Raw genomic sequence first — 14,575 nt, forward strand, 5'->3', positions numbered from 1 at the left:
ATTGATTTAACCGCCGAGGGCCTGGCACTCTACCGAATGATCGGTCGGTTTGCAGGCGATGAGGTGACGGCATGAGGGCGCACGCGGACATCCATGACGAGAGCGAGCGGTTGAGCGGCGACGAGCTGGCCGCTCTGCAGCTGAGGCGGCTGCGCGCGACCCTGCACCGCGCCTACGACAACGTGCCCCATTACCGGCAGGCGTTCGACAAGGCCGGCCTGCATCCGGACGACTGTCGATCCCTGGCCGACCTCACCCACTTCCCGTTCACCACCAAGTCCGATCTGCGCGACCAGTACCCCTTCGGGATGTTCGCCGTGCCGCGTTCGGAGGTACGGCGCATCCACGCCTCCAGCGGGACCACCGGACGGCCCACGGTCGTCGGCTACACCGAGAAGGACCTGTCCACCTGGGCCGACGTGGTGGCCCGGTCCATCCGGGCGGCGGGCGGTCGTCCCGGTCAGATCGTGCACGTCGCCTACGGCTACGGCCTCTTCACCGGCGGCCTCGGCGCGCACTACGGCGCGGAGCGGCTCGGCTGTACGGTCGTGCCCGCCTCGGGGGGCATGACCGACCGCCAGGTCCGCCTGATCCAGGACTTCCGGCCGGAGGTCATCATGGTGACCCCGTCCTACATGCTCACCCTGCTCGACGAGATGGAACGCCAGGGCATCGACCCCCGCTCCACCTCGCTCCGCACGGGGATCTTCGGTGCCGAGCCGTGGACGGAGGGCATGCGGCGGGAGATCGAGGAGCGGCTGGACATGGACGCCGTGGACATCTACGGCCTGTCCGAGGTGATGGGACCGGGCGTGGCCCAGGAGTTCGCGTCGACCAAGGACGGCCTGCACATCTGGGAGGACCACTTCTACCCGGAGGTGGTCGACCCGTTGACCGGAGCGGTGCTGCCGGACGGGGAGCCGGGCGAGTTGGTGTTCACCTCGCTCACCAAGGAGGCCATGCCGATCATCCGGTACCGGACCCGGGACCTGACGCGACTGTTGCCCGGAACGGCCCGGCCCGCCTTCCGCCGGATGGAGAAGATCACCGGCCGCAGCGACGACATGATCATCCTGCGGGGGGTGAACCTCTACCCCACCGCGGTGGAGGAGATCCTGCTGCGCGTCCCGGGCCTGGCCCCGCACTTCCAGCTGCGCCTGACCAACGAGGGCCGCCTGGACACCCTGACCGTGCGGGTGGAGGCCCGGCGGGACACCGATCGCGACCGCCGCGAGGCGGCGGCCGCCGAGGTGGTCCGCGCCGTCAAGGAGGGCGTCGGGGTGTCCGTGCGCGTGGAGGTGGTGGACCCGGAGACCCTGGAACGCTCGGTGGGCAAGATCAAGCGGGTCCGGGACCTGCGCGCCAGACCGTAGACACCGGGACGGCTCCGCGCGCGGACCGTGGACGGCGGGACGGCTCCGCACGCGGCCACCCGGTCCCGTCAGCCGCGTGGATGCCGGAAACCACCCCTTCGGGCCCACTTGCGGGTGCGCGCGGGAGGGCCTCGGGTGCTCCCGGGTAGGCCAGTGTGCGTGACCTTGAAGCCCCGGCTGCTGCACGATCGCCTCCAGGCCTCCTTCGCCGGGCTGGCCTGGAGCCGGGGTCGTCAGATGGAGCTGATGCACCGGGCGATGGGCTTCGCCGCCCTCGGGTTCCTCACTCTGGTGCCGCTGCTGGTGGTCGTCGCGGCCGCCGCCCCGGGCAGTGGTTACGGCTTCGGCCGCTGGTTGGGACAGGCCCTCGGCGTGACGGCTTCCTCGCGGGCCCGGGTGGAGGTGCTGTTCGGATCCGCGGATCTGGCGCTGGAACGGACGACGGCCTTCGGGCTCGCCGCGCTCGCCGTGTTCGGTCTGACCTTCGGCTCGGCCGTGCAGACCGGCTACGAGAAGGTGTGGGACCTGCCCACGGCCCGCTGGCACACCATGTGGCGGCACGTGGTGTGGCTCGCGCTGCTGGTCTGCTACCTCGCGATGCTCGTCGGGATCCCGTCCCCGCCGCACGACGTGATCGGCAACGTGGTCGGCACGATCACCGACCTGCTGGGCACCGTGCTGTTCTTCTGGTCCTCCCAGCGACTCCTGCTGGGCGGGCGCGTCCGCTGGCGCGCCCTGCTCCCCGGGGCGGTGGCCACCAGCATCGGCCTGCTCGGGCTCCGGGTGTTCTCGCAGTTGGTGTTCTCCCCGCTGATCGCCTCGAACGCGGTGACGTACGGCCCCTTCGGCACGCTCCTGGTCGTCCAGTCCTGGCTGGTCGGGGTCGGCTTCGTGGTCTACGGCGGCGCCCTCGTCGGCCGCCTCCTCCACGAACGCCTCACCCTGCGCCGACTCCACCGCTCGGGCCTTCCGCCGGAGTAGGCGGCCTCCGCGCCGCGCCCTGCCCGGGACGTGCCCGGCGGGCCCGCGCGAAGCGGAGCAGGCGTGTGACGCCGTGGCCGAGCAGCCGGGGCAGGACGGTGATGCCCCCGATGTACACGAGCAGGCAGCCGAGGAGATCGTCCCGGTGCGCCGGCGGGTCCTGCCCGCCGTCCGCCCGTACCGTCCACTCCCACCGACTCGGCGGGAGGGTCGTGAAGACCGCCGGGTCACGACGGGGCAGCGGGACCGGCACCGACCACAGTCGGGGCCGCGGACCGGGCGCGCGGGCGCACCACACCCCGAGCCAGACCATGGCGAACGGCCCGAACGGCACCCGTCTGTCGCCTGCGGTGCGTCGGCGCCGGGCTCCCCGTCCGCCGCCTCGGACCGCCGGGCGCCACCCGTCAGACGCCCTGGCCGCCGAAGCGGTCCCGGAGTTGCCGCTTGAGGATCTTGCCGCTGGCGTTGCGGGGCAGCGCGTCCACGAAGAGCACCCGCTTGGGGGCCTTGAAGTGCGCGAGCTTCTCGCGTCCGTACGCCATCAACTCCGCCTCCGTGACCTCCCCGCGCGGTACCACCACCGCCGTGACCGCCTCGATCCACCGCTCGTCGGGCAGGCCGACGACGGCCGCCTCCGCCACCCCGGGGTGGGTGTACAGGACGTCCTCCACCTGGCGGGAGGCGATCAGCACCCCGCCCGAGTTGATGACGTCCTTCACCCGGTCGACGACGGTGAAGTAGCCCTCCGCGTCGCGTACGGCGAGGTCCCCGGAGCGGAACCAGCCGTCCCGGAAGGCCTTCTCGGTCGCGTCGGGGTCGTTCCAGTAGCCGAGGCACAACTGAGGCGAGCGGTAGACCACCTCGCCCGCGACCCCGTCCGCGACGTCGGCCCCGTCCTCGTCGACGACCTTCGCCTCGACGTGGCGCACGGGTCGCCCGCACGAGTCCATCCGGCCCTCGTGTTCGGCCGGTCCCAGCACCGTGGCCAGCGGGCCGATCTCGCTCTGCCCGAAGCAGTTGTAGAACGCGAGCCCGGGCAGTCGCGCCCGCAGCCGTTCCAGCACGGGCACCGGCATGATCGAGGCCCCGTAGTAGGCCTTGCGCAGCGCGCCGAGTTCCCGCCGGTCGAACCCGGGGTGGTTGGCCAGCGCGATCCACACCGTCGGCGGGGCGAAGAGGCTGTCCACCCGGCCCGTTTCCACCAGGTCGAGGATCTCCTGCGCCACCGGCGCGTCGAGCACGGTGTTCTCCGCGCCCACCGTCAGGTAGGGCAGCAGGAAGACGTGCGTCTGCGCCGAGTGGTAGAGCGGCAGCGCGTGCGCGGGCCGGTCCGTCTCGACCAGGTCCAGGGCGGCGATGGCGCTCTCGTACTCGTGCGCCAGCGCGCGGTGGGTCATGACCGCGCCCTTGGGCAGGGCCGTGGTGCCGGAGGTGTAGAGCAGTTGCACCACGGCGTCCGCGGTCCGGTCCGGGGTGAAGGGCAGCGGCTCGGCCAGTTCCGAGAGGAAGGAGTCCGGGGCGTCGCGCAGGGCGCGCACGGTGTGTCCGGCGGGGATCCGCTCGGCCAGGTCCGGGTCGGCGAGCACGAGCGTGCTCGCGCAGTTCCCCAGGATGTACGCGAGGTCCTCGCCGGTGAGGTTCTGGTTGACGGGGACGTGTGTGAGCCCGGCGCGTGCGCAGGCGAGGAAGGCGATGAGGTAGGCGTCGGAGTTGTGGGCGTAGGTCGCGACCCGGTCGCCGGCGGCCGGCGCGTACCGGTCGCGCAGCACGGCGGCGCCGGTGGTGACGGCCGCGTCGAGTTCCGCGTACGTCCAGGTCCGCTCGCGGTAGCGCAGCGCCACCCGGTCGGGGACCCGCAGGGCGCTGTCGCGGAGCAGCCCGTCGACCGTGTTCACCCTGACCGCCGGCTCGGATCCCCCGGCCGTCACGTGGTCCCCGAAGGTCACCGCGTCCCCCGGCGTCACGGCCCCGTCGGGCGTCGTCGCTCCCTGTGGTGTCATGGCGTGATCCTTCCCCCCTCCCCCGGCCGAGGTCAACAACCGTGATGCCGAAGGGACGTTGACAGAACGTCGGGCGCCCTGCATGAGTGCCGACGCTGCGTGACGCCCCGTACGCCGAGCACTCCAAGACCATGATCAAGGCGTGATCATCGCGCGTCGCCGACCTGCCGAGAGACCCCGCCCCACCAGGGGCTTGCGGTCTTCCGCAAACCTCCCCCGAGTGGCAGACACGCCACGGCCCAGGCACCAGGGGGGATTGGTGGCGGGGCCGGAGCATGCCCGGTCTGGGCCGCGACCCGCTCCACAAGGAACCGCAACCGCTCGTCCACCGTGTCCCAGGCATCGCCGGTAAGGTCGTCCAGCGCGGCAGTGGCTGTGAGGACGATCCGGCCGACGCGCGCCTCCACCCCTTCAACGTGTGTGTCACCTTGACCGCCTCGCCGCCCAAACCAGTGCCCAACGCCCCGTACACGGCGGTGGCGATCTCGCCCATGTCACTGGTGATCGTGAGGACCTGGAGGAGCAGGATGTCCCCGGCCGTCGTGAACTCCTCCTGGCGTTGGCAGGTTGAGCGGGAGTCCTCCTGGCCGACGGCTCGCACATGCCGAACGCGGACGGCGTCAGCCTCCCGCTCGCCAAGCCGGGCAGCGTCGTCAAGCCGAAGGTGGGCCCGTACCGCACCAACGCCGGCGACTCGCTCAAGACGCTCTGACGCACGCACCACGGCCCACGGCCCACGGCCGGCCGACGCCGACCGATGCCGGCCGCGCCCTACGTGTCGAACTCGCCGACCCAGCTCCGGTTCAGGAGCTGGGTCGGGAGGTAGTCGGAGACCACGTCGATGGGAAAGTCGCCGTCGAAGGCAAGGCACGCCACGGCCAGGGGGCCGATCGCCCACAGGCCAGTGACGTCGAAGTCGCGGTCCTCCTGGTTCCAGTACGTCTTGTGTGCTTCGAGCGCCTCGACGAGAGCCTGGTTGAAACCGTCATGGTCGCGCTTGACGAACCGGTAGAAGAGATTGATCGGAGGATACGAGACCTGCTGGAGCCAGTCCCGAGGCGCGATCCGGACCGCGTCGGGGTGGGACCGCCGAAAGGCCGCGGCCAGCTCCTCCACCATCTCCGCCTGCCGATGCGTCCAGTACGCCTGGAGCGCCCCGACCCAGTGGTACAGGTACTCGTCGTGCATGGCCCCGGACGCGCGCAGCCTGCCCACAGGAACCGCGCACAACTCGGTCATGCGCTCCTGGTCACGGCAGATGACCGCGTAGTAGAAGGCGTCCAGCCAGTTCGGCGCACTCGCGAACTTCTTGGGGCCCATGGCCGGAAGTCGCCGGACCTCATGGTGAATGCGACAATCGACGGTCCCCTCGGTTGCTCCGGTGATCCGGAACAACGCGGAACCCAGCTGCGCAACATCGACCACCGCTTCCCAGGTATCGATGGCCCCACCGACCGGATCCACGGCCGCGCGCGCACCCACGGCGAGCTGAACGGAATCCCACAGCGCGTCGATCATCCGAGCAGAGGAACTCTCCAGACCCTCGATCTGCTTGATCGCCGACGCCGTCATCCGCTCCGCATAGCGCTCGTCACCAGGTTCTGCGTCTCCGTGTCGCTCAACAGTGACGGTCACTCGATCTCCTTCATGTCGGGCCGCTCCCATGCGCGCATGGCAGCGCCATTCTCATCCGAGTCGACGCGAGGCACCGGACTCGTCACGTTGCCCGCGCTCACGTGGGGAATTCGCCGAGCCATGAGCGGTGCAGAAGGTGGTGCGGCAGATAGCCCGACTCGACCTGGACCGGCATCTTGCCGTCGAAGGCGAAGCACGCCATGGCCAAGAGCGCCAAGGCGAGATGACCGGCCGGCTTCTCGGATCGTTCCTCGGCGGTCCAGTACGCCTTGTGCAGCTCCAACGCATGTACCAGCGCCTTGTTGAAGCCCTCCGCGTCCTGAGTGATGAACAGGTAGAAGAGGTTGATCGGCGGAGCCAACACCCCCTCCAACATCTCCCTCGGAACCTGCACCGCGACCTCGGATGACGACATCTCCACCGCCCGGGTCAACTTCTCCACCAGGCCAGGCCCTTGGAGCCAGTACGTCTGCAGCGTGTCGACCCAGTGCAGGACGTACTCGTCGAACCCACCGGTATCGATTCGGTCGAGCGGGAATCGGCACAGCTCGGTGATCCGCGCCTGATCCCGGCACACCACGGCCGGCCAGAACGTGGTGAGCCACGTCCCGAGGTCGGTGGAGGCATCATCGCTCGCGGCAGGCAGCCTGCGCACCTGACGATTGATCATGCACTCCACAGATCCCTCGCTCGCGGAAGCCGTCGCGAAGATCGCGGAACCCAACTGGAGGGCGTTGACCACCGCTTCCCAGGTCTCCAACTTCGCCGCACGCGAATCGACGGTACAGCGGGCCCCGAGATGCATCAGCGCGTCACCGAAGACCTGCCCGAGCGAGTGCGGGTATTGCTCCAGTTCGACAATGTCCTCAGCAAGGTCCTCACCAAGGGATTCAGCCCACTCCTCTTCGGTGGCGCCCGCCGCGAAATGCCTACTGACAACCACTGTCACCAGAGGGTCTCCTTGCTGATGTCCGTCCTCGGGGCACGGCTTTGGCCTGGAGGCTTCAAGGCCGCCCCTCCCTCCGCTCCCAGGCGCGCGTGGGAACCCCGTTCTCATCCCACTCTAAAGCCGCGAGGGCAACAAGACCGTCCTCGCTCTGCAGCCGCCGCTGTGCGAGTACTCCGTACTCATGCCACCTCCGACCAGGCGCAGCCTGCGGCCACCAAGCGCCTGGTGGTGAGTTCATCTCGCGCGTCGCCGACCTGCCGAGAGACCCGCCCCACCAGGGGCTTGCCCCCCATGAGTGGCAAACACGCCGCGGCCCTGGCACCAGGGGGATCGGCGCCAGAGGTTGCCGCAGAACGCCCGTGATGGGGCATTCCTTCTGCATGGGTGGGGTGTTGCGGGCTGAGTCGTTCTGGGTGGATACGTTTCACGGGCTTGCGGATGTATTGGTTCGCGAAGCTGGTGAAGGTGGTGTGGGAGTGAGCGGGACCGGGGCCCGGTGGTGGCCGTACGCGGTGGCACCGAGGCGTCTGGGCGTCTGGGCGTCTGGAACAAGATCGGGGCGCCGTGGAACGCGTCGGCCGGCGGATACGCGGTGGGACCGCAGTGGCTGCCCGGTGGCGCGCACGCTGCTGACGTACAGCCAGTCGTCGAACCCGAACTCCAGCTACCACGCGGACCAGACCGCGCTGTGCTCGCGGGAGCGGTGGGTGGAGGCGTGCTATCGCGAGCGGGACATCCTCACCTCACCGGGGCTGAGGGTGGTGTGGCCGCGCGAGCGGCGCTGACACCCGGGGATCCGCGCGGCCCCCGGGACGGTGTGTCCGCCCCGGGGGCCGCGGCACGTGCGGGCGGGTCAGGGACTGACCGCGAGGAACAGGTACGCGGCGAGCAGCACGATGTGGACGCCGCCCTGGAGCAGCGTGGCCCGGCCGGGCACGATGGTGAGGGCGCTCACGACCACGGTGAGGGCGAGCAGCACCATGTGGATCGGGCCGAGGCCGAGCAGCAGCGGGCCGGAGAGCCAGATCGTGGCCAGAGCGATGGCCGGGATGGTCAGGCCGATGCTGGCGATGGCGGAGCCGTAGGCGAGGTTGAGGCTGGTCTGTACGCGGTCTCGGCGGGCGGCGCGGACGGCGGCCAGGGTCTCGGGGGCCAGCACCAGCAGGGCGATGATCACACCGACGACGGCGTTGGGCAGTCCGGCGTCGGCGACCCCGCGCTCGATGGTCGGGGAGACGGCCTTGGCGTCGCCGACCACGGCGACGAGGGCGACGAGGAGCAGACCGAGGCTGATGAGGGCGGCGCGGGAGGTGGGCGGGGCCGCGTGCTCGTCCTCCTCGCCCGCGGCGGCCGCCGCCGCGGCCTCGGCGGCCTCGGCCCGGCGGCGCTTGGTGTCCACGGGCAGGAAGTAGTCGCGGTGACGGACCGTCTGGACGGCGACGAACAGGCCGTAGAGGGCGAGTGAGGCGCAGGCCGCGAAGGTCAGTTGGGCGGTGGAGAACTCCGGTCCGGGCTTGGAGGTGGTGAAGGTCGGCAGCACGAGGCTGAGGGTGGCGAGGGTCGCGACGGTGGCGAGGGCCGCGCCGGATCCCTCGGCGTTGAAGACGGCGACGCGGTTGCGCAGTGCTCCGACGAGGAGGGACAGACCGACGATGCCGTTACAGGTGATCATGACGGCCGCGAAGACGGTGTCCCGGGCCAGGGAGGCGGTCTTGGGGCCGCCGTCGGCCATCAGCGTGACGATCAGCGCCACTTCGATGACGGTGACGGCGACGGCGAGGACCAGGGAGCCGAACGGTTCGCCCACCCGGTGGGCCACGACCTCGGCGTGGTGGACCGCCGCGAGCACGGCGCCGCCGAGGCAGAGGGAGACGAGCACCACCGCGAGTGCGGGCAGATCGCGTCCCCAACTGAAGACGAGGGCGATCAGGGCCACCACGGGGACCACGACGGTCCAGTCGGTCAGGGGCGATCTGTGCGTTGCCGTACTCATATCAGCCAAGTTGCCAGAACTGTCCGTCCAGTGCGGCCCAACCCCCGTCCCCCGGGGCCTTGACGTGGCATTTCTCACGATATCCCCGGGCGTGGCGAGCAGCAGTGAGACCGTCGCCGGGCGGCTGCGCTCTGCCCCTCGGGGCGGGTCCGCCGGGACCGCCGGGTCCCGGGGCCCCGGCGGACGTCCGGACCGGTTCGCTTCGCGTCACATCGCGCGCGCGTGGCCCTCCCAGTACGGATCGCGCAGCCGGCGCTTGTACAGCTTGCCGTTGGGGTCGCGCGGCATGGTCTCGATGAAGTCCACGCTCTTGGGGCGCTTGTAGCCGGCCAGTTGCCGCTCGCAGTGGCGGAGGATCTCGGCGGCGAGGGCGTCACCCGCCTCGAATCCCTCGGCGGGTTCGATGACGGCCTTGACCTCCTCGCCCCAATCCGCGTGCGGGATGCCGAAGGCGGCGGCGTCCGCGACGGCGGGATGGGTGAGCAGGGCGGACTCGATCTCGGCGGGGTAGATGTTGACGCCGCCCGAGATGATCATGTCGATCTTGCGGTCGCGGAGGAAGAGGTATCCCTCCTCGTCCATCAGGCCGAGGTCTCCGACCGTGAAGAAGTCGCCGATGCGGTTCTTGCGCGTCTTGCCCTCGTCCTTGTGGTAGCTGAAGCCGCCGGTGTTCATCTTGATGTAGACGGTCCCGAGTTCGCCGGGCGGCAGACGTCGCGCGTCGTCGTCGAAGACGGCGAGTTCGCTGATCGGCCAGGCCCTGCCGACCGTTCCCGGCTTCTTGAGCCAGTCCTCGGCCGTCGCGAAGGCTCCGCCGCCCTCGCTGGCCGCGTAGTACTCCTCCACGCACCGGCCCCACCAGTCGATCATCGCCCGTTTGACGTGGTCGGGGCAGGGGGCGGCGCCGTGGATGGCGTGCCGCATGGAGGACACGTCGTAGGCGTCCTTGACCTCCTGGGGCAGCGCGAGGAGCCGGTGGAACTGGGTGGGGACCATGTGCGTGTGGGTGCAGGCGTGGTCGTCGACGAGCCGCAGCATCTCCTGCGGGGTCCACTTGTCCATGAGGACGAGCGGGTGCCCGATGTGCAGGGAGGCTCCGGCGAACTGCAGGACCGCGGTGTGGTAGAGCGGCGAACAGACGAGGTGGACGTTGTCGTCGAAGGGGCGGATGCCGAAGATGCCGAGGAAGCCGCCGAGGTACGTCTCCTCCGGGAGCTTTCCGGGCAGCGGCCGGCGGATGCCGCGCGGGCGACCGGTGGTGCCGGAGGTGTAGTTCATCACCCAGCCGAGGGTCCGGTCCGACGGAGGCGTTCCGGGCTGCCCGTCGAGGAGGTGCGCGTAGGGACGGAAGCCGTTGACGGTCCCGACGGAGTAGCGCCCGCTCGCGGGCAGGCCCGCCTCGTCGGCCGCGGCGGTGGCGGCGTCGGCGAAGCGCTCGTGGGCAATCAGGACCTTGGCACCGGAGTCGGAGACGATCCAGGCGATCTCGGGGCCGACGAGGTGGTGGTTGACCGGGACCAGGTAGAAGCCGGCCTGGGAGGCCGCGAGGTAGGCGGTGAAGAACTCGACGCCGTTGGGGAGGACGACGGCGAAGACGTCGCCCTTCTCCAGGCCGGCCGCGCGCAGGCCGTGGACGAGTCGGTTGACGTCGGCGTGCAGGCGGGCCGCCGTCCACGTCTCGCCCTCGGGGGTGATCAGGACGGTGCGGTCGGGGTCGGCGGCCGCCTGGGCCCAGAAGCCGTTGGGGGGTTGTCCGTCGCTCATGCTGCTGCTCGCTCCTCTCGGTGCCGCGCGCCTCAGGCCCGGCCGGCGATGCGGTTGATGCGGTCGATGGCGCGTTCGAAGCCGCTGGTGAGGTCGTCGAAGACGGCCTGGACACTGCGTTCCGAGTTCATCCGGCCGACGATCTGACCGACGGGCGTGCCGAGCAGCGGCTGGACCTCGTACTTCTGGATGCGGGACACGGCCTCGGCGACGAGGAGTCCCTGGAGCGGCATGGGGAGTGCTCCGGGGCCGTCCGGGTCGTCCCAGGCGTCGGTCCACTCGGTGCGCAGTTGACGGGCGGGCTTGCCCGTGAGGGCGCGGGAGCGGACGGTGTCGCCGGACCCGGCGGCCAGCAACTTCTCGGTGAGGGCGCGGGAATGCAGGTCGGCCTCGGTGGTGGTGAGCCAGAGCGAACCCAGCCAGGCGCCCTGCGCGCCGAGGGCGAGGCCGGCCGCGATCTGTTCGCCGCTGCCGATGCCTCCGGCGGCGAGGACGGGGAGCGGCGCGACGGCCTCGACGACGTCGGGGACCAGGACCATGGTGGCGATGTCGCCGGTGTGGCCGCCGGCCTCGTGGCCCTGGGCGACGACGACGTCGATGCCCGCCTCGGCGTGCCGGCGGGCGTGCTTGGCACTGCCGGCGAGGGCGGCGACCAGGACGCCGTGGTCGTGGGCGCGCTCGATCACGTCGGCCGGCGGGGAACCGAGCGCGTTCGCGAGGAGTTTGATCGGGTAGTCGAACGCGACGTCGAGCTGGTTGCGGGCGACCTGTTCCATCCAGCCGGTGATGCGCCAGCCGGAGGTCTCGCCGTCGGCCAGTTCGGGTACGTGGTGCTTGGCGAGGGTGTCGCGGACGAAGGCCCGGTGCCCGGCCGGGATCATCGCCTCGATGTCGGCCTCGCTGATGCCGTCGACGGCCTTCCTGGCCGGCATGACCACGTCGAGGCCGTAGGGCTTCCCGTCGGTGTGGTCCTGCATCCAGTCGAGGTCGCGCTTGAGGTCGTCGGGAGCGGTGTAGCGGACCGCGCCGAGTACCCCGAAGCCGCCCGCCCGGGTGATGGCCGCGGCCACCGCCGGAAAGGGCGTGAAGCCGAAGATGGCGTGCTCGACTCCCAGTTTCCTGCTCAGCTCCGTCTCCATGGGCGTGAGGATGCCGCAGCGTGGCGGACGAGGGAAGAGATTTTCTGATGCTGTGTCAGATTCTTTGCGGGGCGGTCCGTGCGGAGGGTGCGCGGCGGGCGGGCAGATACTTCGTGAGGGTGCGACGGCGGACAGGAGGACCGGTCATGAACCAGCTCACGGGGGCGGTCGGCGGTGACGGCGCGAACGTCGCGGAGGACGACCCGAGCGGGAGCGGCGGCGGGAGCGCAGGCGGCGGCACGGGCGGCGGCGGGAGCGGCGGGCCCAGTCGGCGGCGCCTGGGTGCCCGGCTCCTCGCCCTCGGCGGGGTGCTCGTCCTCCAGGCGGCGCTGCCCGGGGCCGCGGGGGCCCACGGGAACCCGGTCGAACGGCGCGCCCTCCAGGGACTGCGGCTGCGCTACGGGTCCGCGCGTCAGGCCGGACTGCTGGAGAGTCACCTCGAAGGAGTGGCGGACGAGGCGCGCAGGTTCCTGGGCCCCTCCCCCGAGCATCCGTACTACGCGGGGGCGGTGGTCCTCGCCGGCCGCGGCCGGACGGTGGCGCTGCACCGGGCCATGGGCGACGCCGTCCGGTACGCGGACTACGACGGGCGTCTGGACCGGGTCAGGGAGTACCCGGCGGCCGAGCGGATCCCGATGGCGGAGGACACCGTCTTCGACCTGGCCTCGCTGACGAAGCTGTTCACCTCGCTGCTGGCCGTGCAGCAGATGGAGCGCGGCCGGCTGGAGCTGGAGGCTCCGGTGGACCGGTACCTGCCGGAGTTCACCGGCGGCGGCAAGGAACTGGTCACGGTCCGTCAGCTGCTGACGCACACCTCGGGGCTGCGGTCCTGGGCACCCTTCTACCAGGAGTCCACGCGTGAGGGCCGGCTGCGGCTGCTGTGGTCGGTGCGACCGCAGGACGCGCCCGGGACGGTGTACCGCTACTCCGATCTGAACCTCATCGCGCTGCAACTGCTCCTGGAACGGATCACCGGTCGCACTCTGGATGTCCTGCTCCACGACGAGATCACCGCTCCGCTCGGGATGCACCGCACTCGTTACAACCCACCGCTCTCGTGGCGTCGGGTCACCGCCGCCACCGAGATCCAGCGACCGCCCTGGTCGGGGCTGGACCGGGGGCTGGTGTGGGGCGAGGTCCACGACGAGAACGCGTACGCCCTCGGCGGGGTCGCCGGCCACGCGGGCGTCTTCGGGACCGCCTGGGACCTGGCCGTCCTGGCCCGCACCCTGCTCGACGGCGGGGCCTACGCGGGTCGGCGCATCCTGCGCCCCGCCTCCGTGGAACTGCTGTTCACCGACTACAACACCGCGTTCCCCGGACACGACCACGGCTTGGGCTTCGAGCTCTACCAGCACTGGTACATGGGGGCCATGGCCACCCCGCACTCCGCCGGCCACACCGGGTTCACCGGCACGTCCCTGGTACTGGACCCGTCCACCGACTCCTTCCTGATCCTGCTCGGGAACTCCGTCCACCCGGTGCGGACCTGGCGGGCCGGCAGCGCGCCCCGGGTCGCGGTCGGCAACCGGTTCGCCCGCGCCGTCCCCGTCCGTACCCGGCACGGCGGCGCGGCCTGGTTCTCGGGGAACACCCCGGGCGCCTCGGGCACCCTCACCCTGCCCCCGCTCACCCCGACCACGGCCTCCGCCCGGCTGCGCTGCGCGGTGTGGTGGGACACCGTCCCGGGCGAGGGCGCCTTCCACCTGGAGGCCTCGGCCGACGGGCAGGCCTGGGAGCCGGTGGCGTTCAGCACCGTGCGGTCCACGGGCGGGGCCGCCGAGCAGTGGCCGCATGGCGCCGCCGGCGGGTGGTCGGGCCGTGTCTGGCACCGCCTCGAAGCCCCGTTGACCGCTTGGGCCGGCCGCGAGGTCCGGCTGCGCGTGCGCCACGAGGCGACCGGCCGCTACGTCGGCCGGGGGGTGTACGTGGACGTCGTCCGGGTCGCCGAACCGTCCCGCCTGCTCTTCGCCGAGGACCGCCCCGAGGACGCCGGCCGCATCGAGGCCGCGGGGTGGACGCGTTCGACCGACTGACGGGATCGACCGACTGACGAGGTCGAGCCGGCGCGTGCCACCGGCGCGTCGGGACGGTCCGCCACCGGGGCGGGGCCCCCGGCGGGCGGGGCGCGACCGGGTCAGGCGAGTACCGCGTCGATCATCCGGCGTGCCACCGCGGTCAGTTCGGCCGGCTCGGGGGCCGGTCGGGAGCGGGCCATCGCCCCGACCAGCCGGTCGTACAGCAGCCCGTCGGTCCAGGCGACGAGGAGTTCCGCGGACTCCTCGGGCCGGCGCGCCCCGAGTGCGGCGAGGATGCCCGCCGCGCGGGCCCGCGCGCCGAGTCCGGCGCTGTGGAACTCGCGCTCCAGCTCGGGGTTGCGGGCCGCTTCCAGGCTGAGTTCGAAGCGGGCGAGTTGGCGGGCGCGGCCGGTGGTGAGCCAGCGGTGCAGCAGTGCGGCGAGCGCCGCCGCCGCGGTGTCCCGGTCCGGGCGGCCGGGAAGGGTGGGGGCGGCCCCGCCGTCGAAGTCGGCCAGGTCCAGCTCGGCGAGGCGCGCGTAGCAGGCGCCGATCAGCGCGGTCCGGGTGCGGAAGTAGTAGGAGGTGCTGCCCGCCGGCAGCCCGGCCGCGCCGTCGACGGCGCGGTGGGTCAGGCCGCGCAGCCCGCCGTCGGCAACGAGGCCGATCGCGGTGTCGGCGATGAGGGTCCTGCGGTCGGCCGGGGGTTCGGGGGTGGACATGGCC

11 protein-coding genes and 1 pseudogene are annotated in these 14,575 nt (G+C 71.5%); 4 read left to right on the forward strand and 8 right to left on the reverse strand.

Annotated elements, in window-relative coordinates:
- Positions 1-71: 71 nt before the first annotated feature.
- Positions 72-1,373, forward strand: coding sequence for a phenylacetate--CoA ligase PaaK (gene paaK, locus ACQEVM_RS21375; RefSeq protein WP_433081410.1), 1,302 nt, complete (start codon positions 72-74; stop codon positions 1,371-1,373).
- A 159-nt stretch (positions 1,374-1,532) separates the two neighbouring features.
- Complete coding sequence (locus tag ACQEVM_RS21380; protein ID WP_433081412.1) at positions 1,533-2,354, forward strand: YhjD/YihY/BrkB family envelope integrity protein; 822 nt, start codon at positions 1,533-1,535, stop codon at positions 2,352-2,354.
- On the opposite strand, the gene ACQEVM_RS21385 is transcribed toward ACQEVM_RS21380, so the two are convergent.
- The 4 genes from ACQEVM_RS21385 to ACQEVM_RS21400 all read right to left on the reverse strand — a co-directional run bounded on the left by ACQEVM_RS21385 (position 2,311) and on the right by ACQEVM_RS21400 (position 6,938).
- A complete protein-coding gene (locus ACQEVM_RS21385; RefSeq protein WP_433081414.1) occupies positions 2,311-2,688 on the reverse strand; it encodes a hypothetical protein in 378 nt (125 codons plus the stop codon). The two genes, ACQEVM_RS21380 and ACQEVM_RS21385, sit on opposite strands and share 44 nt — an antisense overlap.
- 70 nt (positions 2,689-2,758) lie before the next feature.
- Positions 2,759-4,354, reverse strand: a complete 1,596-nt coding sequence (locus ACQEVM_RS21390; protein WP_433081416.1) for a fatty acyl-CoA synthetase — start codon at positions 4,352-4,354, stop codon at positions 2,759-2,761.
- 771 nt (positions 4,355-5,125) lie between these two features.
- Complete coding sequence (locus ACQEVM_RS21395; RefSeq protein WP_433081418.1) at positions 5,126-5,989, reverse strand: immunity 49 family protein; 864 nt, start codon at positions 5,987-5,989, stop codon at positions 5,126-5,128.
- 97 nt (positions 5,990-6,086) lie between these two features.
- Positions 6,087-6,938: an immunity 49 family protein gene (locus ACQEVM_RS21400; RefSeq protein ID WP_433081420.1), complete on the reverse strand. Its 852-nt coding sequence runs from the start codon at positions 6,936-6,938 to the stop codon at positions 6,087-6,089.
- A gap of 490 nt (positions 6,939-7,428) precedes the next feature.
- Here ACQEVM_RS21400 and ACQEVM_RS21405 point away from each other — a divergent pair.
- A pseudogene (locus ACQEVM_RS21405) lies at positions 7,429-7,723 on the forward strand (penicillin acylase family protein); the annotation flags it as partial.
- Between the two features lie 68 nt (positions 7,724-7,791).
- Here ACQEVM_RS21405 and ACQEVM_RS21410 read toward each other — a convergent pair.
- The 3 genes from ACQEVM_RS21410 to ACQEVM_RS21420 all read right to left on the reverse strand — a co-directional run bounded on the left by ACQEVM_RS21410 (position 7,792) and on the right by ACQEVM_RS21420 (position 11,834).
- Complete coding sequence (locus tag ACQEVM_RS21410) at positions 7,792-8,931, reverse strand: calcium:proton antiporter (RefSeq protein WP_351754730.1); 1,140 nt, start codon at positions 8,929-8,931, stop codon at positions 7,792-7,794.
- A 207-nt stretch (positions 8,932-9,138) separates the two neighbouring features.
- Positions 9,139-10,695, reverse strand: coding sequence for an acyl-CoA synthetase (locus ACQEVM_RS21415; RefSeq protein WP_433081423.1), 1,557 nt, complete (start codon positions 10,693-10,695; stop codon positions 9,139-9,141).
- A gap of 32 nt (positions 10,696-10,727) precedes the next feature.
- Positions 10,728-11,834 (reverse strand): NAD(P)H-dependent flavin oxidoreductase, encoded by a 1,107-nt coding sequence (locus ACQEVM_RS21420; RefSeq protein ID WP_433081425.1) that lies wholly within the window; start codon positions 11,832-11,834, stop codon positions 10,728-10,730.
- 146 nt (positions 11,835-11,980) lie between these two features.
- Here ACQEVM_RS21420 and ACQEVM_RS21425 point away from each other — a divergent pair, with 146 nt between their 5' ends.
- Positions 11,981-13,870 carry a serine hydrolase gene (locus ACQEVM_RS21425; protein ID WP_433081427.1) on the forward strand — a complete coding sequence of 630 codons (1,890 nt, stop codon included), beginning with the start codon at positions 11,981-11,983 and terminating at the stop codon, positions 13,868-13,870.
- A 101-nt stretch (positions 13,871-13,971) separates the two neighbouring features.
- Here the strand turns inward: ACQEVM_RS21425 and ACQEVM_RS21430 are convergent, their stop codons facing one another.
- The gene (locus ACQEVM_RS21430; protein ID WP_433081429.1) at positions 13,972-14,571 is read right to left on the reverse strand and encodes a TetR/AcrR family transcriptional regulator; all 600 of its coding nucleotides are present in this window, start codon (positions 14,569-14,571) and stop codon (positions 13,972-13,974) included.
- Positions 14,572-14,575 lie beyond the last annotated feature (4 nt).

The organism is Streptomyces sp. CA-243310, from assembly GCF_050936775.1.
Classification (GTDB): Bacteria; Actinomycetota; Actinomycetes; order Streptomycetales; family Streptomycetaceae; genus Streptomyces.

Bases quoted from the DNA above. Each gene is read 5' to 3' on its own strand.
- ACQEVM_RS21415 (WP_433081423.1), bottom strand. From the start codon at position 10,695: ATGAGCGACGGACAACCCCCCAACGGCTTCTGGGCCCAGGCGGCCGCC.
- ACQEVM_RS21390 (WP_433081416.1), bottom strand. From the start codon at position 4,354: ATGACACCACAGGGAGCGACGACGCCCGACGGGGCCGTGACGCCGGGG.
- ACQEVM_RS21425 (WP_433081427.1), top strand. From the start codon at position 11,981: ATGAACCAGCTCACGGGGGCGGTCGGCGGTGACGGCGCGAACGTCGCG.
- ACQEVM_RS21420 (WP_433081425.1), bottom strand. From the start codon at position 11,834: ATGGAGACGGAGCTGAGCAGGAAACTGGGAGTCGAGCACGCCATCTTC.
- paaK (WP_433081410.1), top strand. From the start codon at position 72: ATGAGGGCGCACGCGGACATCCATGACGAGAGCGAGCGGTTGAGCGGC.
- ACQEVM_RS21430 (WP_433081429.1), bottom strand. From the start codon at position 14,571: ATGTCCACCCCCGAACCCCCGGCCGACCGCAGGACCCTCATCGCCGAC.
- ACQEVM_RS21410 (WP_351754730.1), bottom strand. From the start codon at position 8,931: ATGAGTACGGCAACGCACAGATCGCCCCTGACCGACTGGACCGTCGTG.